The sequence below is a fragment of the Halosimplex rubrum genome (genome assembly GCF_013415885.1).
GTDB lineage: Archaea > Halobacteriota > Halobacteria > Halobacteriales > Haloarculaceae > Halosimplex > Halosimplex rubrum.
In genome coordinates this window covers 894,012-915,976 of sequence record NZ_CP058910.1, presented here as the reverse complement: position 1 = coordinate 915,976, position 21,965 = coordinate 894,012, and the positions used below count along the sequence as shown (strand labels likewise).

Genomic DNA, 21,965 nt, shown 5'->3' with positions numbered 1-21,965 from the left:
CCCCGTCCCGCGAGCCCTGCAGTCCCCGCCTCACCGGCCCCGTCGATCGGCCGCGACGTTCAGGTCGATGTCCAGTTCGTCGAGCCTCTCGGTCCACTCCGCGCGTTTCTCCTGGTGGTCTTCGAGGAACTCGGCCATCAGCTCGGCGGCCTGCTCCTTGCACCCGCCGCAGAGGCGCTCGCCGCCGACGCACTCCTCGTAGACCTCCGTGGCGAACTCGTCGTCGTCGCCCGCCAGCAGGTAAGCGTACAGCTCGTAGACCGGGCACTCGTCGGCCTCGCCGCCGAGTTCGCGCTGTTCCTCGGCGGACTGGCGACCGCCGGTGGTCGCCGCCTTGACCTTGTCGTAGCCCTCCTCGGGGTCGTCGAGCAGGGAGATGTGCGAGGCGGGCACCGACGAGGACATCTTGCCGCCGGTCAGCCCGGTCATGAACCGGTGGTAGATCGACGAGGGCGCCAGGAAGCCGTAGCCGCCGTGGTCGAGTTCGACCTCGCGAGCGAGGTCCTCCGCTCGTTCGCGGGAGAGCTCGAAGGCGTCGACGTGCTCGTCGTAGACGCGCTTCTCGCCGTCGACGGCCTCGACCAGCGCGTCGAAAGCCGCGTCGGTCGCGTTGCGCCCGAGGAACCGGGTCCGCCGGCGGATCGGCTCCATGCCGGCGTTCTCCAGCTTCTCGAGGACCCCCTCGACGGTGGCCGCGTCGTAGCCGGCGGTCTCGTAGTCGGCGCGGTCGGCGCGCAGGGCGTCGGCGGCGTCCTCGCAGCGCAGGGTGTCGTCGCCGGCGTCCCCGGCGGCCGCGTCGCCCTCGTCGAGCGACTCGTACACCTCGCCGAGCAGGGCGCGCTCGCGCTCGTCTGCGACTTCGAACCCGGCGAACGCCTCGGTGACGCGGAAGTAGCGCATCCGCGCGGCGAGGTCCCGCGCGAGACGCATGTGCGGGTCCTGGTCGGGGCCGACCGGGATCACCGTGGGGCGCGGCTCGTCGGCCTGCGGGTAGAGGATGTCCGCCATCTGCGTGACGACGCTCTGCATGTGCGAGACGTCCGTCTCGCCGTCGAAGTCGTAGATCGCCTGCAGCTCCGAGAAGTTCGCCTCGACGCCGAGTTCGAAGGCCAGGTCCTGCACGTCGCGGTTGGTCGACTGGCGGTACAGTTCGCCCTCCTCGGGGTCGAACCCGAGCGCGAGCAGCGAGAGGACGTAGTCCCGCGCGTGCGTGTCGATTTCGTCCCAGGTCAGACCGCGGGCGCTGTGGGCTTCGAGGTCGGCGATGAGGCCGTAGGCGTCGCCGCCCTGTTGCTGGTGCCAGATGATCTCGTCGAAGACGAGCTTGTGGCCGATGTGCGGGTCGCCGGTGGGCATGAACCCCGAGAGCGCGGCGAAGTCCTCGCCGTCGCGCATCGCGCGAGCGACCGGGCGGTAGTCGCGGTGGCCGAAGATGACCCCGCGGCGCATCAGGTAGTGTGGGTCGGGCACCTCGGGCAGCACCTCGTCGAACGCCTCGATGCCGAACTCGGCGAACAGCTTCCGGTAGTCCGAGACGGTCGCCGACCCCCACGGGTCCAGCGTCGTGTCGTCGGCGCCTTCGGCGTTGACCCCACCGTCTGTGTGGAGCCGGGCCTCCTCGGTGCCGGCGTCCCCCTCGGCCGCGTCTGAATCGGGCGAATCGGATGTCATCGATTGGGAGGTATTCGCCCCGACACGCACTAATAGCGTTCGCTTTCCCCCACCCCGCCGCGCCGATCCGCCGCCCACCGCGGGTCGACCGCCGCCCCAAACTTTATCACCTAGGCACGCGAATTTGTAAGTGAAGAGTAAACTTAATCCAAGTAGTAAATTTTATCCGGGAGTCGCAACTATACCGGTATCCCGAGAGCGTCGACGGCTCTCGACCGCTACGGCCCGGATGCACTGCCTGCCGACCAGCGACAGCGCCACCCATATGACAGTACTCGCACCATACGGCTTCGCCGCGGACGGCGGAACGGAGAGGGAGACGAACGACGAGGCGAACGCGGAGGTCACGGCGACGGAGATCGATCCGACGACCGAGACGCCGGTGGAATCGCTGACGGACCCGGGATCCCTGCGCGGACGGGAGGGACCGACCGTCGCCGAGCGGACGCACGCGCACGAGGACCCGGACCACTGCGAGGCGACGGCCGCCGGTCGGGCGGTCGTCGGCGTGACGAACGACAGCGGAGCGGTGTTGCTCCTCCGCCCGGAAGACGCGGACCGCGTCTTTCTGCCCAACACCGTCGTCGAGGCGGACGGGGACTGGGCGGACGCCGCTCGCCGGGCGGTCGCCGAAGAGGCGGGCACGACCGTCCGACTGGACGGTGTCGAACGGCTTCGGACGGTCGACCACGTCGTCGGAACGGACGGCGACACCCGACACCAGAACACGACCTGGCACGTGCTGTTCCGCGGGTCACCCGTCGACGCGTCCGACGATGTCTCCAGCGGCGTCGACGGGTGGCGCGCCGGCTGGTACGACGAACTCCCGGCCGACCCCGACGAGAGCGGTGACGTGATCGGCGACGTCCGGGCCGTCCTCGACTGACGCCACCCAGACGAAACGTCGGGACGACCTACGGCGTCAGCCGCGTCACGGACAGCCACTCGATCCCGTCCGAATCGTCGGTGTCGGCGGTGTCGTCCTCGTCGCCGACCAGCGCGAACGCCATCGTCTTCCGGACGCCGTGGGCCAGCCGCACGTCCAGCGCCAGATCCCGCGGCGAGAAGGTGTGGTCGCCGGCGAGCACCCGGATCAACAGCTCCGAGTGGCCCAGGTCGTCGACGGACTGCACGTCCGAATACGTCCGGAAGTCCGCGCCGAACTTGTAGCCGGTCTTGGGCACGAGTCCGCGCTCGCGCAGCGACTCGTACACCCGCAGGCGGCGGTCGAAGCGCTCGCCCTCGACCTCGCGGCCGCGCTCGACCACGGCCGCCACCCCACCCTCGACGTCGAGCACGCCCTCGCGGGCGAGATACGACGCTTCGAGCAGCGAGAGCTGTATCACGTCGCCGTCCCGGTCGTCGAGCGGCTGGCCGTAGAACCCCAGGTCGTAGATCGCCGCCGGCGGGTCCCAGAGGAGCGACCGGTCGGACAGCAACTCGCCTGAGACGCCCGTCGGAAGGTCCGCCTCGCTCGTCCCCGACACCTCCCGATGCTCCGTCTGCAGGTAGGTGAGCGCGCCCTCCTCGTCGACGACGGCGAGGACGAGGTCGCCCAGACCGCTCGCCGGAACGGCCTCGCGCTCGCTGACGACGCCGACGCGATAGGCCACCTCGTCGTCCCACGGGCCGGAGCCGCGGGGATAGACGACGAAGTCGACCGCGGGGTCGTCGACGGCCGCCCGGGCGGCCGAGGAGTCGCTCCAGCCAGCGCGTGCGGGCGAGAGGTAGAACCCGCGGTCGCGCAGGTCCTTGTAGACGAGGAAGGCGATCTCCGAGACCGCGGCGGAGGAGAGGAACGCCCGGAAGTCCATCGCCGCGCCGTCGGGCCCCTCGACCGCGTCGAGGTCGCCGCGGTAGAGCAGGTGGGCCGCCTCGACGGGCGCGAGTTCGAGCGACCCGCTGTCGACGGGATGGCCGTAGCCGCTCGAGTCGTAGAAGCGCTCGCGGGCCCGCTCGCCCGCTCGAACCACGTCCCCCGAGAGCGTCGCGTGCATGTGTGAGAGCAACCTACCGCCGCGGAAAGCACCTGCGATCACGGGTTCCGAGTCGACGGGGCCTCGGAGACGCACCGGCGACGGACGGCGGGGACGCTCCCCGCCGAAAGACACACCACGCCGCCGGGCGACCACGGGCCATGGACGCGGTCTGTTTCGACATGGACGGAGTGGTGGTCGACTCCGAGGACTACTGGCACCCCTACGAACGCGAACAGCTCCTCCCGCTGGTAGGCCTGGAGGACCTCGATCTCGACGAGATCACGGGTATGAACTACCGGGAGATCTACGACTACCTCGCCGAGACCTACGAGATCGAGGCCGATCGCGGGGAGTTCCTCGGCTGGTACGAGGAGACCGCGACGGCCATCTACGGCGAGGAGGTCGCCCTGCTCGCCGACGGCGACGAGTTGCTCGCCGAACTCCGCGAGCGCGGCGTCACCGTCGCGCTGGTCTCCTCGTCGCCCCACGACTGGATCGACGTGGTGCTCGACCGCTTCGGTCTCGACTTCGACGCCGTCGTCAGCGCCGACGCCTTCGACGGCCCCGGCAAACCCGAACCGGGCGTCTACGAACACGCCGCCGAGCGGATCGGCGTCGACCCCGTCGAGACGGTCGCAGTCGAGGACTCGCTGCACGGGATCGAGTCGGCGGGTCGGGCGGGGATGCACGTCGTCGGCTTCCGCCACGGCGCCGCCGACGAGACCGACCGGAGCGGGGCCGACTACGTCGCCGACTCCCCGAACGACCTGCGCGAGCACCTGCTCGCCCGCGCGGACGGGGACTGATCAGGGCCGTTCGCACCCCGTATCCAGACACCGCCGACCGGACGGCGTCTCGAACACCGGCAGGCCGCAGTCGCAGGTCCCGTCGACGACGCCCGTGGGGACGCCGAACCCGGTATCGCAGTCGGGGTAGCGCTCGCAGCCGGCGATCAGGCCGCCCCGACGGAGGATCCGCAGGTCCCCCTCGCAGTTCGGACAGTCCCACTCCCGGTCGAAGCGCTCGGTCACCCGGTCGTCGATGGACTCGCAGTCGCGGTCGACGCAGACCTCGAACTCTGCGCCTCGCTCGACCCGAAGCAGGGGGAGCGCGCAGACCGGACAGGACTCCTCCAGCACCGCGCCGTCCCGCGGGATCGAGTACTCCTCGTCGCAGGTCCGACACAGCACGGCCCCGCGGGCGAGGACGAGCCGCCCCTCACAGGTCGGGCAGTCGCCGACCGGGACGCCCGCCCGCGAGACGGGGTGGCGGGCGGCGCCGTGTTCGTCGTGGACCTCGACGCGGAGGTGCTGGTCGCCCTCGCGGGCGTCGAGGACGCCGTCGACGAACTGGACGCTGTCGGCCCTGGTGAGCCAGGCGACCGGCTGGTAGCCGTCGGCGTCGTGGACCAGCACCGTGTTGTCCGGTTTGACCACCGTGACCACGTCGCCGCGGTGTTCGCGCTCGTTGCGGCCGTCGAACGTCGTCGTGCAGTCGCCCGCGACGACGCGCACCTCGTCGTGCATGGGTCGGCCTGGTCGCGCTCTCCGACTTATACCTACGCGTGGCCGCGCATCGGGGCCACGGCGACCGGTCGGTCGTCGCGGTCGACACGGCGGCCAACCGGGAGCGAAGACGGACCGGGCGGCGCTCAGCGCGACGGCACCTGCCAGATGTCGTCGACGAACAGGTGCGACCCGAACCCGCAGAGAAAACAGAGCCCCACGACCAGCGAGACGAGGCGGAGATGCTCGACACCGGCAGCGCGGAGGAGCGTCAGGGTGAGCGCGGTCAGCGCCAGACCCGCGGCGACCCCGAAGGCCGGATGGTGCGTGACTCCCCGGTGGGTCGGACGGACCAACGGGACGGCGCGCGCGGTCGCGACGAACGCGGTCGCGGTCGCGGCGGTGACGGCGACGCCGGCCCAGAACGGCGCGGGGTCGGGCACCGGACCGCGCCGGAAGAGACCGACGACCGACTCCCGCGACGCCGCGCCCGCGAATCCGACGGCCCCCGCGGTCAGGCGCGGCACCCAGACCCGCGCGACGCGGTACGGACGGCTGTTCGGGTGGTCGACGTCCGGAACGACGGCGCCGGCGACGGTCACCGGAGCCCCGACGACGGCCGCGACGACGGCTTCGACCGGCGCGTGAGGGAGCGCCAGGAGGACGGTCCCGGAGACGAGCGCGAGGTGCGCGCCGGCCCCGGCGCGCAGGTGTGCCCGAAACGAACCCATGCTAGCACTCGGATCCGAGGCGGCGGTCGGCCTCGGGAGCGCCGTCGTCGGGCGTCCGGCAGTCGCGGTCCGGCTTCCGTCGGGAGCGCTCGGGGTCGTCCTCCCGGATGGAGTTCCGGCGCCAGGTCACGGGCCGGTCGTCCCCGGACAGCTCGTCGGCCAGGTAGAACCGGACGAGGTCGACCGTCGGCTCGTCGTGCTGGACGGTGACCAGCCGCCGCGCGGTCCGTTCGCGCGCCGTGAGCGCGGGCGAGACGTAGTCCCGCGGCGCCGACAGTATCGTCGCTCTCGGCCGCCGACCGGGCTCCTCGCGGAGGCTCTCGACGACCGGGTTGAGGGGTTTGCCCTTCCCGTTCTTGAGGTCCTCGCGCAGCGCCGGGTCGCCGGGGAGGCGGCCGTCGACGGGCGTCTGCCGAACCGTCGCGGACCCGACCCCGGTGAGCGCGTCGCTTTCGGGTTCGGCCATGAGGTCCGGCAGGTACCCCAGCAGCGGCTGGATATCGGCCGGGTCGCTCACCAGCAGCGTGGCGTCGTAGGACTCGGCGACCGACTCGACGACGTCGGCCGGCGCTCGCGGGACCGCGACGAGGACGGTGTGGAGCCCCTCGTCCGACCACCGCGACGCGCACTCGTCGGGGATCCGGGCGAGGCGGTCGGCCGACTCCGTGTCGAGTTCGGCGACCACGAGTTCCCCGCCGGGGAGCCCCCGGGGCGGTCCCCCGTGCGAGCCGACGAGGTGGTCCGCGATACACCCGGGGTCGACCTCGGGGAACGCCCGGAGGTCGACGCTCGGCACGGCCGGCAGCACGGCCCGGGTCGCCCGTCGGAGCCGGACCGCGAGGGCGGCGGCGGCCGCGGCCGGGACGACCGCGAGCAGGCGCACCGGCCCCGCGGTGGCGACGGCGACCGCGAGGGCGGCCGCGAAGCCGACCGCGAGGACGGCCCCGAGCGTGGCGGGCGACCGCGCGGCGCGTTCGACCCGCGGGAGGACCTCGCCGACCTCGACGGCGCGGACCGCACCGTCGCGTTCGTGGTCAGACATCGGCGCCCGCCTCCCGGAGCGCGGCCCGGACGTCCGGGTCGTAGACGTTCATCTCCTCGGTGAGGAACCGGACGACCTCCTCCCGGGGGTCGGTCGTCGGGCTGCACTCGCGGTCGACCTCTTTGCGCCAGGCGTCGAGGTCGGCGGCGTTCTCGTAGAGCCAGCGGACGTTCGACACCTTGACCGTCCGGACGAACTCGTCGGCGAGCTCCCGCGTGAGCATGACCCGGATGCGGTCGACGGGCGCCTCGAAGGACGTGATCCGGATCCCGTCGTCGTCGGCCAGCAGGTCGTCAGTCAGCCGCGTCTGGTCGTAGTCGCGCGGGAAGACGAGGTACGCTCGGGTGTCGTTGTCGCTCCAGACCCGCAGGTCGTCGGCCGCGAGACCGGGAGGCAACCAGTCGTTCGGGTCGAACCCGAGCAGCTCGTTGTGCGCGCGGCCCAGTCGGGCGCGCTGGTCGAGGATCTCCGAGGCGATCCGCTGGCGCGTGACGCTGACCCCGCCGGCCGGGACCGTCCCGTGGGTGACGGCCGGGCAGAAGAGGTTCATCGTGTCGACGAACACCATCGTGGTGCCGAGTTCGCCCAGCGCCGCCGGGTACCGGGGCGTCTCGTTGTGCGACGCCTTCGAGACGAAGACGTTCTGCGCGTTGTCCCGGTCGAGCGTGGCGAGGTTGAACGCGTTACAGATGCGCTCGCGGTCGGTCGGCGACGGGCTCACGACGAGGATCCGGGTGATGGCGTCGAGCGGCTCGCTGCCGCACGGCCGGATCGACTCCATGCGGATCATCCCGGTGCCGTTCGGCGTCTGGTAGGTCAGCACCTCCGCGCAGTCGCCGAGGGCCTCCGAGAGGTCGTCGAGTTCGTGACGGCCGCCGACCTGCGCCTGGTCGGCGGCCCGGTGGACGCTCCGGCCGCCGGGGCGGTCCTCGCAGCGGTACGTGGTGACGGCGTGGTCGATACCGAGGGTTTCCAGCAGCGCGGCGAACTCCTCGTGGCTCTGGTCGCTGAGGCTCGACCAGAGGTTGACCATCGCTTTGGACTGCTGGTGGCGTTTGAGTTCGGTGCGCGAATCGAACAGGGTGTCGATGTCGAAGTTCATGTGAATCACCGGGTGAGGTGGGCGGTCGTGGACGAGTCGGTGCGGGTGGCCCACAGCAGGCGGGCGAAGACGGCGGCCAGGAGCGTCGCGACCGCGGCGACGGCCGTGACCACCGGCTGTTCGGTCAGCGCTTCGGCGACCAGCCCGGCGGGCCGAGTCGGGAGCCGCTGGCGCGTCTCCCGCTGCAGGGCGGTCGCCCGTTCGTACCGGGTCTCCAGCGCCGCGAGCGACGAGGCGTTCGCCAGCTCTCGGGACTGCTGGTCGATCTTCACCGCGAGCGCGCCGGTCTCGGGGGCGGGGTTCCCGTCCGCCCGCTCGGCCTCGACCATGCGTCGCGAGGCGTTGAGCGAGCGGGCGGCACCGGTGCGGTAGGCCTCGCGGAGCGCGGGCGTCGCCTGCTCGACGGCCGCCCGGTAGGCGTCCCGTGCGCTGCAGTACTCGCCGAGGTCGTAGCTCGTGTCCCCGTCGGACACCTGCCGCGCCGCGGCGTCGATCGTCTCCTCGGGGACGCCGACGAGCGCGTCGTCGTCGACCTGGCGCATCGAGTTCAGCCGCTCGTGAGCGGTCTCGCGCACCGAGACGGGCGCGTCACAGGACTCGTCCCCCTCGCTCGGCATCCCCGCGGCCGCCGGTGCGAACACGGCCAGCGAGACCAGCAGGAGACACGCGGTGTAGGCCGCGACCCGCGAGCGGGCGTGGTTGTCGTCGTCGGTACCGGTTCGTCGGAGGAGAGCGACGGCGGACTCGCGTCCGGACACCGCGGCGGCGCTGTCGTGTCCGAGCGACGGTCGAGTCGGCCGGTCTCCCGGTTCGTTCCGAAGCATGCGACAACAGTACGTAATGGGGGTAGGAGTCCGCGAGCTTCGGTACGGCCACCGCCGGATTCCGGGCGGCGTCCGACCGCCCGGGGTCGACTCGAACGTGACCGCCGTTGGCGAGGCGGGCGTGCCGCTCCCGTCGGGCGGGTTCGAACGCCGGACCCCCGGCGAACCGTTCCGAACGGTGGAACCGGCGGGGCCGTTTGACACAAACCCCCGCTAGATTCGACACCCGTTCCGATCGGCGGCCCTGTCGGACCACCGGCTACCCAGGAAACCGGAGCCGCGACGGTCGGGCAGAAACAGTCAGATACCGCTCGGCAGTTCGATCTCGTCCCCGTCGGCGTACACCGTCGGGTCGCGGATGACGCCGTCGAGGTGGATCGGGGCCGCCGTGTCACCGCCGATCGCGTGGTCGTCGCCGACCGCGATGTGGACGGTCCCCGCGGCCTTCTCGTCGAGGAGGACCGAGCCGACGAGCTCGGTCACGCCGGTGTTGGTCCCGATACCCAGCTCCGCGAGGTTGTAGGCGGCGTCGCCCGCGGTCTCGGCCGCGGACTCGATCTCCTCGCGGACCGCCGGGTCGCTGATGCGGGTCACCTGCCCCGCCTCGACGTCGATCTCGATCGGGTCGGTGTCGTCCAGGAGCCCGTGGGGGCGCATCGTCCCGTCGACCACGAAGGTCCCGTCGCCGCTGGTCGGACTCGTGAACACCTCGCCCGCCGGGAGGTTCGTCATCTCACCGGGTTCGCGGAGGATCCCGGTATCCTGGTACCAGTCGGCCGAACCGGTTTCGAGGGTGATGTCCGTCCCGCGGTCGGTGACGACCCGGATCTCCTCGGCGTCGACGACCTGCGAGAAGATGTCCTCGCACGCGTCGGCGATCCGGTCGTAGTCGGCGTTCAGCCCCGTCTCGAAGACCGTCTCGGTGATCGTCGGGAGCGTCGCGACGCGGGCGCCGGCGTCGGTCGCGGCCGACCGCGCCTGCGTGTGGCTGAGACTGTTGGCGGTCGGCGCGAACACGACGTCCGCGTGCTGCATCGCCGCCGCCACGGGCGTCGGCGGCTCCTCGCTGAACTGGTCGCCGGATCCGTACCTGACGATGGCGGCGTCGTCGGTGGTCTCCCGAGCGACCTCGTAGATGGCTTCCCCCACTGACTGGCACACCTCGTCTGTGACGACGAGACACGATTCTGCGGACTCGAGTCCCAGACACTTCTCGACTGCCGTCTCGGCTGGCCGGCGGAGATCGGTCACAGCGAATCATCGAGTCCGGGCTCAATATGTATTACGAAGCGCCCCACAGATCCGTTCTCGCGGCCGGAAATCCGCGGACGCGGTGCCACCGCACCCGGATGCAGGCGGGAGACGACCGGCGCGGCGGACTCATCGAACGCCGTAGTTCGTCTCCCCGCGTCCGTCGGTCGTCTCCGCTTCCGGCGGGGCGTTCCCGGCCCTGACACCGTGGTTCATGCAGTACTCGTTGTCCGGGTCTGCGTAGTACCGCTCGCCGTCGAAGCGCACGACCACGACCGATTCGGGTCCCGGTTCGAGGTCGATCGCCTCGCCGGAGCGGTCCCCGTCCAGTTTGTTCTCGATCACCGCCTCGACCGCTCGCAGTTGCGCGCCCGAGTAGTCGTCACCGTGCTCGGCGGCCAGTTCGCTCGCGACGTCTCGGCTCATCGGGCCGACGGCCCCCCCGAGTCCTCGTCGGGCGCGTCGACCGCCCCGTCGGCATTGTCGTCGGTAGCGTCGGCACTGTCGTCGGAGCCCTCGACCCCTCGTCGACGCCCGGCCCGCTCGCGGGCGTCCACCACTGCGGCCAGCGTCCGGTCGATCTCCGTCTCGACGGTCTCCAGCCGCTCCCGGACGGCCGTCAGCTCCTCGCCCAGCGTCGCCATCCGCTCCTCGTGGGTCCGAACCGCCGCGTCCTCGCCCTGAAACTTCAGTTCGCCGATACAGTCGGCCTGGAGGCTCCGCTCCCGACGGATGTCGTCGATTCGGGCCTCGAGCCGCTCCTTTCGAGACTGTAACGCCAGCAGTTCGGCGACCGCCTCCGACGACAGGTCGTCCGCGCCGGCGACGCGAACCGCGCCTTCGTGCCGTTCGAGTGTACGCGTCTCGGACATACGGACGAAGATAGGGGCGCGGTCGCTGCGTGTGCTCGGATCGCGGACGGTTCGATCCCGCCCCGGCTCAGTTCCGTCGACCCCTCCGTCACCTAGCGGGTCCTGGATCCAAACCCCCCTAGCCGAGGCGGAGGTAGCCGAGCGAAGCGAACCGTGCGGTCACGTCCGTCACCGAGCGTCGGCGCCGAGACACTCCGGGGTCACCGACTCGGCGACGAGAGAGACCGCCCACTCGAGCATATCGGGGTGTCTGGCCCCCTTGATCTGGATCGTGCCGGTGCCGAACACGGAGACGCGCATCGTCATCGAATCGAGGTCGCGCTCGTCGTTGTACCGCTCGGTGGGAACGGCGTCGCTCTCTACGACGACGTCGAGGGAGTTCGACCCCTCGTCCGGCGGCTGTACGTCGCCTTTCGGGACGGGGAGCACGTGATAGAGCCTGTTCAACCGGACCGGGACGCCCAGAACCGCCCTCGCCGACATGTTGGATATCCGGCGGTCGTACCGTCTCCCGCCGACCACGCCCGACTCGCGGAGCCGTTCGACCACCGACCCGAGCGCGGTGCAGGCTCCGACCGGATCGTCGACGTCGATGCAGTCGACCATCCCGGAGGTGTAGAACCGGACCAGCCCCTCGTCGTCCAGTTCGCGGACCGCGGCACCGAACCCGTCGTCCGTCTCCGCCCGCTCGTCGATCCACTCGACCGTCGCGAACGCCTCAGCCGGCGGGACCAGGAAGTCGACCTCGGTCGCGACGCGGACGTTGTCGACGAGGAGCGTCCGACGGGGGTCGCGGGGGAAGTGGTCGGCGTCCGCGCTCATCACTCTGTCCGCTCGATACGGACGCCCCCGTTCTCGCTTGCGAGGTCGAGTTCGGCCGCCGCCTCTCGAATCGTTCGGTACCGCTCGCGCGCCCAGTCGACGATGTCCTCGTCGGCCGATTCGAGGGCGATCTTGAGTCGCCCGTTCTGGGTGATGAACAGCACCCTGTCGTCGAAGACGCTGAGCATGTACGGCAACTCCGAGGCGACGTACCACGAGACGGTCCCGTCGGCGGCGTAGTCGTACATCCGCTGCTGGTAGTGAGCGTTGTTGGTGATATCGGAGAAGAAATCGTCGCTGAGGACGTACTCCGCGTCGAACGCGTCGTCGGTGACCAGTTCCGCCTCGGTCGGTTGCCGCAGCCCCAGCGGGAACGGCAACAGCTCCCGGAGCGTCTCGGATTCCCGGAGACACTCCTTGTACCGGTTTTTCACGGTGAGGTCGAGGTCGTCGGACTCCCGGTGGATCGTCGCGTCCTGCGCGAAGTGCGTCACGTCCGGGACGTACTCGTCGTCGCACTCGATCGACCGAAAGAACGGTCGAACTCGGTTGTCGATGAGGAACTCGTCGAAGAGGGTCCGCAGCGAGCGCTCGATGTGTCTCCCCCGCTGGGTCAGGGTTATCTCCCCGTCGTCCTCGCGGACGAGCCCCTCCTTTTTCAGCTCGTCTTTCTTGCTCTTGTTCGTGTACGGGACTCCGGGGTACGCTTCGGTGACCGCGTCCGCGTCGAGGCCGTCGGCGGCGTCGAGGAGAATCTGAAATTTGACCCGAGACTGCGTGAGACTGTTCAGTTGATCGAGAACGGCCTTCACGTCGCTTTCGTCAGGCATGTCGGTCCCACCGTTTCCACTCCTCGTTCAAATGATTTGCCCACGTACAACGATTGAACGCGGGATTCTGGCCGCCTCGTCGGTGTGGTCGCGTGGTCGAATCGGTCGGGGACGAGGAGAGCAGTCGGCGGAGGAACGGGCAGGTGACCGCGGGGACCGCGGTGGGCGCAGTCGGTCGGACGGGCGAGGTCAGTCCTGCTTGTGGCCGTGTCCGACGCGGAGCGCGGCGACGTTCGCGAGCAACAGCCCGACGAACAGCGGGACCTGCTGGACGACCGACCCCGAGACGATCAGGGCGAGCATCGCGAACGGGAGGACGACGGCCGACCAGAAGCCGGCGAACTGGGCCGAACCGACCGCGAACGACTGGAGGCGCTGTACACCGGTAGTCGAGGGGAGTTCGGGAGTGGACCGACGGAACGGGGAGGCGTTGGACATTGTTCGTCACCTACCTCCCACTTGCATCGACTACCCCATATAAAGGAACGACCGCTAGCGTGATTTCGCGTCGTTTCTCCCCGACGGCCCGTTTTATCCGCCCCCGAACCGACCTTTCAGTTGGCTCCCTAACGTTTTAGTACCGTTCGAGAATCGGTTAGAAGATTTAGAACCGGATCTAAGTGGAAAATAGACAGCGTGGGTATATTTTCGACGGACGCCGATTCGCCCCACGTCTCGGGTCGAAAGAGGGGCGACTCGGCGGGGCGACCGGGCCGGTGCGCGCGGCCGGGGGAGTGGTGCGCGCGGCCGGAGAGGCGAGCGCGCGCTCGGGAGGCGGTGCGCGGTCGGCGGTGCCGCCGGTCGACGAGTCGCGTGGCGCCGGCGGCGGTCGCGTCGGGCCGTCGTTCACTCGACGCGGACCGAGCGCGTCTCGACGACGGGGTGGAGCGGGAGTTCCGGGAACGCGACTTCGATCGCGTACTCCAGCTCGTCGGCGTTCCCGCCGAAGACGCCCACGGGAAGGTCGGCCTCGCCGAGATAGCGGTTCCTGGTCGCCATCTCGACCCCGTTGACCGTGACGCGCAGGCCCGCGCGGGCGTCGCCGCCGACGTTCCGGACGGTCACCTCCCGCATGTCGTTCTCGCCGGCGGCGACGCTGTCGGGGAACTCGCCCCACTCGACGACGACGTTGGGGAGCTCGCCGGCGCTGTCGACGACGCGCTCGGCGACGCCCTCGGAGAGGCCGGCGGCGTGTAGCCCCGAGACGCCCGCCTCGCGCACGTCGGCCGGCGTCGTGATCCCCTCGGCGGCCAGTTTGCTCGCCCGGCCGGAGCCGACGCCGTCGATGGCGGTGAGCCCGACCGCGTCGTCGCTGATGCCGTCCTCGATGCGCGCCTCGATGCGGCAGGCGAGGTTCGCGGCCGCGGGGCCGGCCAGCCGGTCGAGGAAGGCCCGGAGCGCGGCGAGCAGGCGCAGCGCGTTCTGGGTGATCACCCACGCGTCGCTCTGCAACTCGCCGGGCGTCGTCCCGCGCATCCGCGATTCGAGGATCGCCAGCACCTTCCGGCCGCCGGGATCCAGGTCGTCGGTCTCGCCGAGGACGGCGGCGACGGCGTCGCGCTCGTCCGACCGGGCGCTGACGCTGTCGAACTCCGCCGCGGTCGCGATGGCCCGCAGGATCCCGTCCTGGTCGAGGCGAGCGTCGTCTTCCTCCGCCTGCTCGGCCAGGTCGGCGAACTCCCGGGCGGTGTCGAGCCGCAGGTAGAACTTCGAGGCGAGCCGTCCGAGCGGCGTGGGTTCGAGGCGCATGTTCTCCCGTTCGACGAACCCGCGGGCCACGAGCGAGCGCAGCGTGTCGCTGACGCGCTCGCGCAGCGCGCTCTCGGAGGCGTACTCGTCGGGGGCGCTCGCCGCGCGCACGTAGTAGAACGTCGTCTCCAGCCAGTCCATCACGTCCTCGATGTCGCCCACCGTCCCCAGCGCGATCTCGGCGTTGAGGTGGGCGTCGAGATCCTCGGCCAGCCGCGACTCGATCTCCTTGCCGTCCCGGAGCAACGCGCGGTACTTGTCGGCGTCCGAGGAGTCACAGACGACCCAGGCGTAGCCCTTGTCGTCGTAGCCCGGCCGGCCGGCGCGGCCGAGCATCTGGAGCACGTCCAGCGGGCTCATGTCCACCTCGCCCTCCAGCGGGTCGTGAAGCTTGGTGTCGCGGATCACGACGCAGCGCGCCGGGAGGTTCACCCCCCACGCGAGCGTCGAGGTCGAGAACAGCAACTGGAGTTTCCCCTCCTTGAACCACTGCTCGACGAGGTTCTTGTCCTCCTTCGAGAGGCCGGCGTGGTGGAAGCCGACGCCGTCGAGCACCGACTGCCTGAGCGTGTCGTTCGAGAGCTCGGCGGCGTCGTTGTGGAAGTCGTAGTCGCCGCGGGCGCCCATGGGAATGTCGCGCTCGACGATCTCGTCTCTGGATTTCTTGGCGGCCTGGACGGTGTCCTGGCGCGAGGAGACGAACACGAGCGCCTGGCCCTCGTCGCGGATGTGCGGCTCGGCGATGTCGAGCGCGCGATACAGGCGGCGGTACTTGTCGGCGAAGGCGTTGTCGCCGTGGGCGTAGGTCCGCACGTCGGCGTGCAGCGGGACCGGTCGGTAGTCGTCGCCGAACTCGAAGGTGTTGTCGGCGGGGGCGTCGAGCCACCCGGCCACGTCGTCGACGTTCGGCATCGTCGCCGACAGGGCGACCACGCGGGGATCGCAGAGGCGACGCAGGCGCGACACCGTCACTTCCAGCACGGACCCGCGCTTCTCCGAGTCGAGCAGGTGGACCTCGTCGATGACGCAACAGTCCACGTCGGTGATAAAGGAGTAGCGCGGCGAGTCGTGTTTCCGGGTGGCCGAATCGGCCTTCTCGGGAGTCATCACGAGGATGTCGGCCCGCTCGGCGCGGCGCGGGTTCAGGTCGCGCTCGCCGGTGACGACGTAGACCGAATACCCCAGGTCCTCGAATCGCTCCCACTCGCTCTCCTTCTCGTTGGTGAGCGCGCGCAAGGGGGCGAGAAAGAGGGCGGTCCCGTCGGCGTCGAGCGCCTCGCAGATGGCCACCTCCGCGAGGGCGGTCTTGCCGCTGGCGGTCGGCGCGCTGACGACGACGTTCTCCGTGGAGTCGAGCAGGGCCGGCAGCACCTCGCACTGCATCGCGTTGAATCGCTCGAAGGGAAAGGCCCCGGCGTAGTCGGGCAGCACCTCCGACACCGCCAGTTCCGTCTCGCCGTCGGCGTGCCGTGACACGAACGAAACCGGGGGCCCCGCCGCCATATGCGTTTCTATGGCGCACTGAAAGTAGTCGGTCGCGGCGGCCGCGCGGCGACCGGAGCGGCCGCCCCCGCTCAGTCCGACGCCGCGGCGTCGTCGGCCGCACGGACCAACATCCCGCCGTCGGTCGACCGGTAGAAGTAGCCGGCCAGCCACAGCGCCGCGGCGACGTTCGACAGCGTGACCCCCCAGAAGACCGCGGCGACGCCCAGATCGAGGACGTACGCGCCGACCGCCGCTACCGGCAGGCGGACCGCCCAGTACTGCGCGAGCGTCGAGTACATGCTCACGTCCGTGTTGCCGGCGCCGTTGAAGCCGGCCTCGACCGTGTAGATGACCCCCAGCGCCCAGTAGCCGTAGGCGAGGATCTGGAGGTAGAGGACGGAGTACTCCAGGGCCTGCCCGGAGAGGTCGGGCACGAACACGTGCGCGATGGGCGCGGGGACGACCCACTGCACCGCGCCGAAGACTGTGAGGCCGACCGCCGCGATGGCGGCGCCGACCCAGGTCGCGCGGCGGGCGCGGGCGGGCTGCTCCGCCCCGAGGTTCTGCCCGACGACGCTGGTCGCGGCCTGGGCGAGTCCCTGCGCGGGGACGAACGCGACGGTGGCGACCTGCGACCCGATGTGGTACGCCGCGAGGGCGGCCGGCCCGCCGACGGCGGAGACGATACCGATCACGCCGACCCGCGCGACCTGCCGACCGCCGTACTGGCCGGCGATGGGCAGCCCCACGTCGAGGACGGCGCGGGCCGCCTCCAGACGCGGGCGGACCGCGTCGCGGGTCAGCCGGAACCTCTCGCGACCGCGCGCGGCGAGCGCGACGGCCAGCAGCGCCCCGGCGCCGTAGCCGATAGCCGTCGCCAGCGCCGCGCCGAACAGTTCGAGCCGCGGGAACACCCACCAGCCGAGGATCAACAGCGGGTCGAGGACGACGTTGACGACGATAGCGGTGAGGTTGACGTACAGCGCCGCCGTCGTGTCCCCCCAGCCGGTGAAGCCGCTCTCCAGCGTGTCGCTCGCCGCGGTCGTCACCAGCGCCAGCGCGTAGGCGGTGAGGTAGCCGGCGGTCGCCGACGCCACCGCGGCGTCGTCGGTGAACAGCGCCGCGACCGCGTCCGCCCCGACGACGAGCGCCGCGCCGATCACCGCCGCGACGGCCATCGCACAGACCGCGGCGGTGAACGGGACCCGGCGCGCGGCCTCGGTCTCGTCCGCACCCACTCGCTGGGAGGTGACCACCTGGCTCCCGGTGAAAAACGCCCGGAGCGGGACGGTCAACAGCCCGACGACGACCGTCGCGAGCCCGACCGCCGCGACCGCGGTCCCCCCGAGGCGGCCGACCCAGAACAGGTCGACGACCGACTGGGCCACCAGCGCGAAGTTCTGGGCGACCAGCGGCGCCGCCAGCACCACGAGCGCGCGCGACAGGGATCCCCCGACGATGTCGTCGCGCGTCACGTCGAACATACCACACTGTCTCGCCCCCATACATGTTAAATATTTGTATTTAGGTGTTGAACGATCTACGGGACCGTTCGGTGACATTTTGTCGGTCGGGGTCGTCGGTCCGCGCGTGAGTCCCTCCCTTACCCCGCCGGTGGCGGTCGCCCTCCAGGTCGTCGTCGCGATCACCGTCGGCGCGGCGGTCCGCTGGCGGGGCCGGTCGGCCTACGAGGGGCCGGCGGACGACGCCGAGACGGCCGCCGCGCTCGGCCGCCTGCGACGCCGCGGCGTCCTGGTCGGCGCCGCGGTCACCGCCGTCTGCACCCGCCTGTCCGGCCTCGCTCGAACGGTCCAGGCCGACGCGACCGCCGAGGTCGCGGCGGCGGTGAGTCCGACCGCGGGCGCGGTCGTCGGCGTGGTCGCCGCGGTCGCCGCCTACGTGCTCCCGGTCGTCGTCGTCGCGCTCGCGGCGCGCCTTGCCACGGTCCCGTACCGCCGCGCGGTCCGCGGCTTCCGCGTCCGCTACCGCGACGCCGCCGCCTGGGAACTCGAACGCGACGGGGTCGGCTTCGCGGGGGTCCTGCTGGCCGCGGGAGTCATCGCGCTGGTCCCCGCCGGCTGGCCTCGCGTCGTCGCCGCGGTCGGCCTCGGGCTGGTCGCGACGGCGCTGGCGCCGTTCGCGCTCGTCGTCGGACTGCGGACCCGCTGGCCGACCGACGCCGAGCGGGCGGCCGTCGACGCCGCCCTCCCCGACGGCATTCGCCTGCGGGTCGTCGACGACCGCACCCGCCTCGGCAGCGCCGTCGCCGCCGGAATCGTCCCGGGCGCCGAGTACGTCTTCCTCACCGAGTCGCTGTTCGACACCCTCGACGGCGACGAGTTGCGCGCCGTCGTCGCCCACGAGGTCGGCCACCACGCGGGCGGGCACGTCCTCCTGCGGTACCTGCTGGTCGCCGTCGCCGCCGGGGCCGCCCTCGGCGCCGCGAGCGTGGCGCCCGACGCCGCACTGGTCGCGGTCCTCGCCGGGACGCCGCCGTTCGCCGTCGCCCTCGCCTGGGTCGTCCGCCGGACGGAGGAACAGGCCGACGCCTACGCCGCCGAGGTGGTGAGCGGGGCCGCCCTCGCCGGTGCGCTGGAGGTGCTGGCAGACCGCCGCTACATCGTCGAGGGCGGCGGACCGGCGCGGTTGCTCTCGTATCACCCGCCCCTCGCCGACCGGATCGAGTGGCTGCGGGGGCGGTCGCCGGGTTCTCCGGGGTCGCGGGTCGGCTGAGCCTCGTTCGACGCCCGGTCCAACTCCCCAGGCTTTTGCCCGACCGAACCCAACCCCCACCAATGAGTCGCGCCCGCAAGCCCGAGTGGCTGAAGACCCGGCCGCCGTCGGGCGAGCGCTTCACGGACATCAAGGAGAGCCTCCGTGAGCGCGACCTCAACACGGTCTGCGAGGAGGCCAACTGTCCGAACCTCGGGGAGTGCTGGTCCGGTCGCGACGGCCCCGGAACGGCCACGTTCATGCTGATGGGCGACCGCTGCTCGCGGGGCTGTAACTTCTGCGACGTCGAGACCGGCGGGATGGACGCCCTCGACCACGAGGAACCCGAGCAGGTGGCCGACGCCGTCGCCGAGATCGGCCTGGACTACGTGGTCCTGACCTCGGTGGATCGGGACGACCTGCCCGACCAGGGTGCCGGCCACTTCGCCCGGACCATCGAGGCGATCGAGGAGCGCAATCCCGGTACCCTCGTCGAGGCGCTCGTGCCGGACTTCCGGGGCGAGGAGCGACTCGTCCGGAGAGTGCTGGACGCCGAACCGGACGTGTTCGCGCACAACGTCGAGACGGTCGACCGCCTGCAGTGGCCCGTGCGGGACCGACGCGCGGGCTACGAGCAGTCGCTGTCGGTCCTCCGGCAGGCCGCCCGCGAGTCCGACTCGTACGTCAAGACCAGCCTCATGCTCGGCGTCGGCGAGTACGACCACGAGGTGTACCAGACCCTCGCCGACCTCCGAAGCGTCGGCGTCGACGTGGTGACGCTCGGCCAGTACCTCCAGCCCTCCCGCTCACACCTGGAGGTCAGCGAGTACGTCCACCCCGACGCCTTCGACACCTGGCGGCGGGTCGCCGAGGAGGAACTGGACTTTCTCTACTGCGCCGCCGGCCCGATGGTCCGGTCGTCCTATCGGGCCGGCGAGCTGTTCGTCGACGCCCTAGCCCGCGAGGGCGAGAGCGTCGAGCGGGCCCGCGCCGAGGCGCGAGCCGGCGGCGACTGACGGCCGTCATCCCGCCGAGCGGCGCGGAACCGACGCGCGTATATCCCGGTCGGACTTCGGATACGGAAATGCCGTCCGACTCGACCACCGTCCACCTGATCGGGGACTCCACCGCAGCGGAGAAAGATCCGGACGAACGCCCCGAGACGGGCTGGGGGACGCCGTTCGCCGAGCGTTTCGACGACTCGGTGACGGTGGCCAACCACGCCCGCAACGGGCGTAGCACCCGCACCTTCCTCGAAGAGGGGCGCTGGGACCCCGTGGTGGACGGTCTGACCGAGACCCACTACGTGTTCGTGCAGTTCGGCCACAACGACGAGGTCCCCTCGAAAGAGCAGTACACGACCGAGTCGGCGTTCGTCGCCAACCTCGAACAGTTCGTCGCGGAGACGCGCGACCGCGGGGCGACGCCCGTGTTGCTCACGCCCATCGCGCGGCGGCACTTCGACGAGGCGGGCGAGCCCGAGGACACCCATCACGACTACGCGGCGCTGACGCGGGAGGTCGCGCGGGACCGCGACGTGGCGCTGATCGACGCGGACGAGCGGAGCCGGGCGCTCCTGGCCGACCTGGGGCCCGAGGGGTCGAAGCCCCTCTACAACCACCTCCCGCCGGGCGAACACCCCAACTACCCCGACGGCGTGGCCGACGACACGCACTTCAGCGAGCGCGGCGCACGCCGGATGGCCGAGCTGATACTCGATGGGGTCGAGGCGCTCGACCTGGGTCTGGCCGCCCGCGTCGACCGCGACGGTCGGTGACCGAGGGCTCAATACCGGTCCGGACCCGACGGTTCCCGACAATAGGGCTCTTAGCAAGGGGCTTCCGTCCGGTCCGCGCGGGCAGGGGTATGGCGTCGCTCGCCGACACCGACATCGAGGACCGACTCACCGACCGCATCCTGCCCTCGCGGGCCCGGATCCCCGAGGAGCCGCCTGCGGGGAACTACGTCGTCATCGACGTGACCCACTTCTCGACGACCGTCGTCGAACTGTTCGAAAACGGCGCCGAGTACGTCCACGTCACCGAGGAGCGCGGCGACGAACACGCGTTCAAGGAGGCCCACCCCGAGGCGCGGATCGGCGGCGGCTCCAGCGACGACTACACCCCCACCGAGGGCTACGACTTCTTCAACTCCCCGACGTGGGTGAACGACACCGACGTGACCGGCCGCCCGACCGCGCTCACCTCGACCAACGGCGGCGCCGCGGTGACGGACCTCCGGCTGGGCGGCGGCGACGACGTGGACGTGTACGTCGGCACCCTCGCCAACGCCCGCGCGGTGGCCGACCACCTCGACGGCGCGGAGAAGCCGACCTACATGGTCGCCGCGGGCTCGAAGGGCAAGCCCTCTCCCGAGGACACCGTCGGCGCCGTCGTCATCGGTCGCCACGTCTACGGCGAGGCGCCGACCGACGAGGAGCGAGCGCTCTACCGCCAGGTCGCCAAGCTCGGCAAAGCGCCCAAGTACGAACAGAAGGCCGACATCCGGCTGAACGACCTCGTCGAGTACGATCTGCGGTTCAGCGAGAGCGCGGTCGTCCCAACGCTCGAGGGCCAGCGGCTCCACGACGTAAGCGAGGAGTAATGCGCGCCGACCTGCACGCTCACACGACCTACTCGGACGGGTCGCCGCTCCCCGAGATGTGCCGCGCGGCCGAGGCGGCGGGCCTGGACGCCGTGGGGTTCACCGACCACTGCATCGTCGTCGACGACGAGTTCGGCCGCCGCGAGCGCTACGACCTCGTCGAGACCTACGAGCGCCGCCGCGAGGCGATCGAGCGGTTCCGCCCGCGGACCGACCTCACGGTCTACGACGCCGCCGAAGTGAGTTACGTCGCCGACGCGGAGGCCGAGACGGCCGACTTGCTCGCCGCGGCCGAGTTCGACTACACGATCGGGAGCGTCCACTTCGCCGGCGAGTACGACTACACGACCGCCTCGGGGTACGCCGACGCGAGCGAGGCGGAACGGCGGGCGGCCGTCGAGCGCTACTTCGACGCCGTCGTCGCGGCGGTCGACTCGGAGCTGTTCGACGTGCTCGGCCACCTCGACCTACCCGAGCGGATGGCGCCGTTGCGCGGCCACGCCCGCCGGTCGGACTACGAGCGGGTCGCCGCGGCCCTGGCCGACTCGGAGACGGTCCCCGAGATCAACGCCGGCCGCGTCCACGACTCGCTCGGGCGCGCGCATCCGGACCCCGCGATGCTCGACGCGTTTCTGGACCGGGACGTGCGCTTCGTCCTGGGCACCGACAGCCACTCGCCGAGAGAGATCGAGCGGCGCGTGCCGGCGCTCCGCGAGGTCGTCGAAGCCCACGACGTTCCGCTGACGGAGTTCGAACCGAAAACGGTCGTACAGTAGCCTCGTGCGG

General features: G+C 71.0%; 22 protein-coding genes. 7 read left to right on the top strand and 15 right to left on the bottom strand.

What is annotated here, in order from left to right:
* Positions 1 to 30: 30 nt before the first annotated feature.
* The gene (locus tag HZS55_RS04570) at positions 31 to 1,671 is read right to left on the bottom strand and encodes a tryptophan--tRNA ligase (RefSeq protein ID WP_179910559.1); all 1,641 of its coding nucleotides are present in this window, start codon (positions 1,669 to 1,671) and stop codon (positions 31 to 33) included.
* Between the two features lie 265 nt (positions 1,672 to 1,936).
* Between HZS55_RS04570 and HZS55_RS04565 the strand changes: the two genes are divergently transcribed.
* Positions 1,937 to 2,557, top strand: a complete 621-nt coding sequence (locus HZS55_RS04565) for an NUDIX domain-containing protein (protein ID WP_179910558.1) — start codon at positions 1,937 to 1,939, stop codon at positions 2,555 to 2,557.
* A gap of 28 nt (positions 2,558 to 2,585) precedes the next feature.
* On the opposite strand, the gene endA is transcribed toward HZS55_RS04565, so the two are convergent.
* Positions 2,586 to 3,668: a tRNA-intron lyase gene (endA, locus tag HZS55_RS04560; RefSeq protein WP_179910557.1), complete on the bottom strand. Its 1,083-nt coding sequence runs from the start codon at positions 3,666 to 3,668 to the stop codon at positions 2,586 to 2,588.
* A 140-nt stretch (positions 3,669 to 3,808) separates the two neighbouring features.
* Between endA and HZS55_RS04555 the strand changes: the two genes are divergently transcribed.
* Positions 3,809 to 4,456 carry an HAD family hydrolase gene (locus HZS55_RS04555; RefSeq protein WP_179910556.1) on the top strand — a complete coding sequence of 216 codons (648 nt, stop codon included), beginning with the start codon at positions 3,809 to 3,811 and terminating at the stop codon, positions 4,454 to 4,456.
* Here HZS55_RS04555 and HZS55_RS04550 read toward each other — a convergent pair whose 3' ends face one another.
* From HZS55_RS04550 to HZS55_RS04490, 13 genes are all read right to left on the bottom strand, one after another.
* Positions 4,457 to 5,176: an endonuclease NucS domain-containing protein gene (locus tag HZS55_RS04550; protein WP_179910555.1), complete on the bottom strand. Its 720-nt coding sequence runs from the start codon at positions 5,174 to 5,176 to the stop codon at positions 4,457 to 4,459. It lies immediately after the preceding gene.
* Between the two features lie 125 nt (positions 5,177 to 5,301).
* Positions 5,302 to 5,886 carry a metal-dependent hydrolase gene (locus tag HZS55_RS04545; RefSeq protein ID WP_179910554.1) on the bottom strand — a complete coding sequence of 195 codons (585 nt, stop codon included), beginning with the start codon at positions 5,884 to 5,886 and terminating at the stop codon, positions 5,302 to 5,304.
* A gap of 1 nt (position 5,887) precedes the next feature.
* Complete coding sequence (locus HZS55_RS04540) at positions 5,888 to 6,928, bottom strand: hypothetical protein (protein WP_179910553.1); 1,041 nt, start codon at positions 6,926 to 6,928, stop codon at positions 5,888 to 5,890.
* Positions 6,921 to 8,030, bottom strand: a complete 1,110-nt coding sequence (locus tag HZS55_RS04535) for a hypothetical protein (RefSeq protein WP_179910552.1) — start codon at positions 8,028 to 8,030, stop codon at positions 6,921 to 6,923. The genes HZS55_RS04540 and HZS55_RS04535 overlap by 8 nt, the downstream gene beginning before the upstream one ends.
* Before the next feature lie 5 nt (positions 8,031 to 8,035).
* A complete protein-coding gene (locus tag HZS55_RS04530; RefSeq protein WP_179910551.1) occupies positions 8,036 to 8,788 on the bottom strand; it encodes a hypothetical protein in 753 nt (250 codons plus the stop codon).
* A gap of 366 nt (positions 8,789 to 9,154) precedes the next feature.
* On the bottom strand, positions 9,155 to 10,105 hold the full coding sequence (locus HZS55_RS04525; RefSeq protein ID WP_179910550.1) for an aminopeptidase: 951 nt from the start codon (positions 10,103 to 10,105) through the stop codon (positions 9,155 to 9,157).
* A gap of 129 nt (positions 10,106 to 10,234) precedes the next feature.
* Positions 10,235 to 10,531, bottom strand: coding sequence for a hypothetical protein (locus HZS55_RS04520; RefSeq protein WP_179910549.1), 297 nt, complete (start codon positions 10,529 to 10,531; stop codon positions 10,235 to 10,237).
* Positions 10,528 to 10,977, bottom strand: coding sequence for a hypothetical protein (locus HZS55_RS04515; RefSeq protein ID WP_179910548.1), 450 nt, complete (start codon positions 10,975 to 10,977; stop codon positions 10,528 to 10,530). The genes HZS55_RS04520 and HZS55_RS04515 overlap by 4 nt, the downstream gene beginning before the upstream one ends.
* A 168-nt stretch (positions 10,978 to 11,145) precedes the next feature.
* Complete coding sequence (locus tag HZS55_RS04510; protein ID WP_179910547.1) at positions 11,146 to 11,799, bottom strand: hypothetical protein; 654 nt, start codon at positions 11,797 to 11,799, stop codon at positions 11,146 to 11,148.
* Entirely contained in the window at positions 11,799 to 12,629 is an 831-nt protein-coding gene (locus HZS55_RS04505; RefSeq protein WP_179910546.1) for a transcriptional regulator FilR1 domain-containing protein, read from the bottom strand. Before HZS55_RS04505 ends, HZS55_RS04510 begins: the two co-directional genes overlap by 1 nt.
* A 189-nt stretch (positions 12,630 to 12,818) precedes the next feature.
* Positions 12,819 to 13,067 carry a hypothetical protein gene (locus HZS55_RS04500; protein WP_179910545.1) on the bottom strand — a complete coding sequence of 83 codons (249 nt, stop codon included), beginning with the start codon at positions 13,065 to 13,067 and terminating at the stop codon, positions 12,819 to 12,821.
* Between the two features lie 408 nt (positions 13,068 to 13,475).
* Positions 13,476 to 15,824, bottom strand: a complete 2,349-nt coding sequence (locus HZS55_RS04495) for a DEAD/DEAH box helicase (protein ID WP_179911789.1) — start codon at positions 15,822 to 15,824, stop codon at positions 13,476 to 13,478.
* 128 nt (positions 15,825 to 15,952) lie between these two features.
* Positions 15,953 to 17,347 (bottom strand): MATE family efflux transporter, encoded by a 1,395-nt coding sequence (locus tag HZS55_RS04490; RefSeq protein WP_179910544.1) that lies wholly within the window; start codon positions 17,345 to 17,347, stop codon positions 15,953 to 15,955.
* Between the two features lie 106 nt (positions 17,348 to 17,453).
* Between HZS55_RS04490 and HZS55_RS04485 the strand changes: the two genes are divergently transcribed.
* The 5 genes from HZS55_RS04485 to HZS55_RS04465 all read left to right on the top strand — a co-directional run bounded on the left by HZS55_RS04485 (position 17,454) and on the right by HZS55_RS04465 (position 21,955).
* Positions 17,454 to 18,596, top strand: coding sequence for a M48 family metallopeptidase (locus HZS55_RS04485; protein ID WP_179910543.1), 1,143 nt, complete (start codon positions 17,454 to 17,456; stop codon positions 18,594 to 18,596).
* Positions 18,597 to 18,658: 62 nt separating this feature from the next.
* Positions 18,659 to 19,591: a lipoyl synthase gene (lipA, locus tag HZS55_RS04480; RefSeq protein WP_179910542.1), complete on the top strand. Its 933-nt coding sequence runs from the start codon at positions 18,659 to 18,661 to the stop codon at positions 19,589 to 19,591.
* 68 nt (positions 19,592 to 19,659) lie between these two features.
* On the top strand, positions 19,660 to 20,352 hold the full coding sequence (locus HZS55_RS04475) for a rhamnogalacturonan acetylesterase (RefSeq protein ID WP_179910541.1): 693 nt from the start codon (positions 19,660 to 19,662) through the stop codon (positions 20,350 to 20,352).
* Positions 20,353 to 20,441: 89 nt separating this feature from the next.
* Entirely contained in the window at positions 20,442 to 21,179 is a 738-nt protein-coding gene (locus HZS55_RS04470) for a 2-phosphosulfolactate phosphatase (protein ID WP_179910540.1), read from the top strand.
* The gene (locus tag HZS55_RS04465; RefSeq protein ID WP_179910539.1) at positions 21,179 to 21,955 is read left to right on the top strand and encodes a PHP domain-containing protein; all 777 of its coding nucleotides are present in this window, start codon (positions 21,179 to 21,181) and stop codon (positions 21,953 to 21,955) included. The genes HZS55_RS04470 and HZS55_RS04465 overlap by 1 nt, the downstream gene beginning before the upstream one ends.
* Positions 21,956 to 21,965 lie beyond the last annotated feature (10 nt).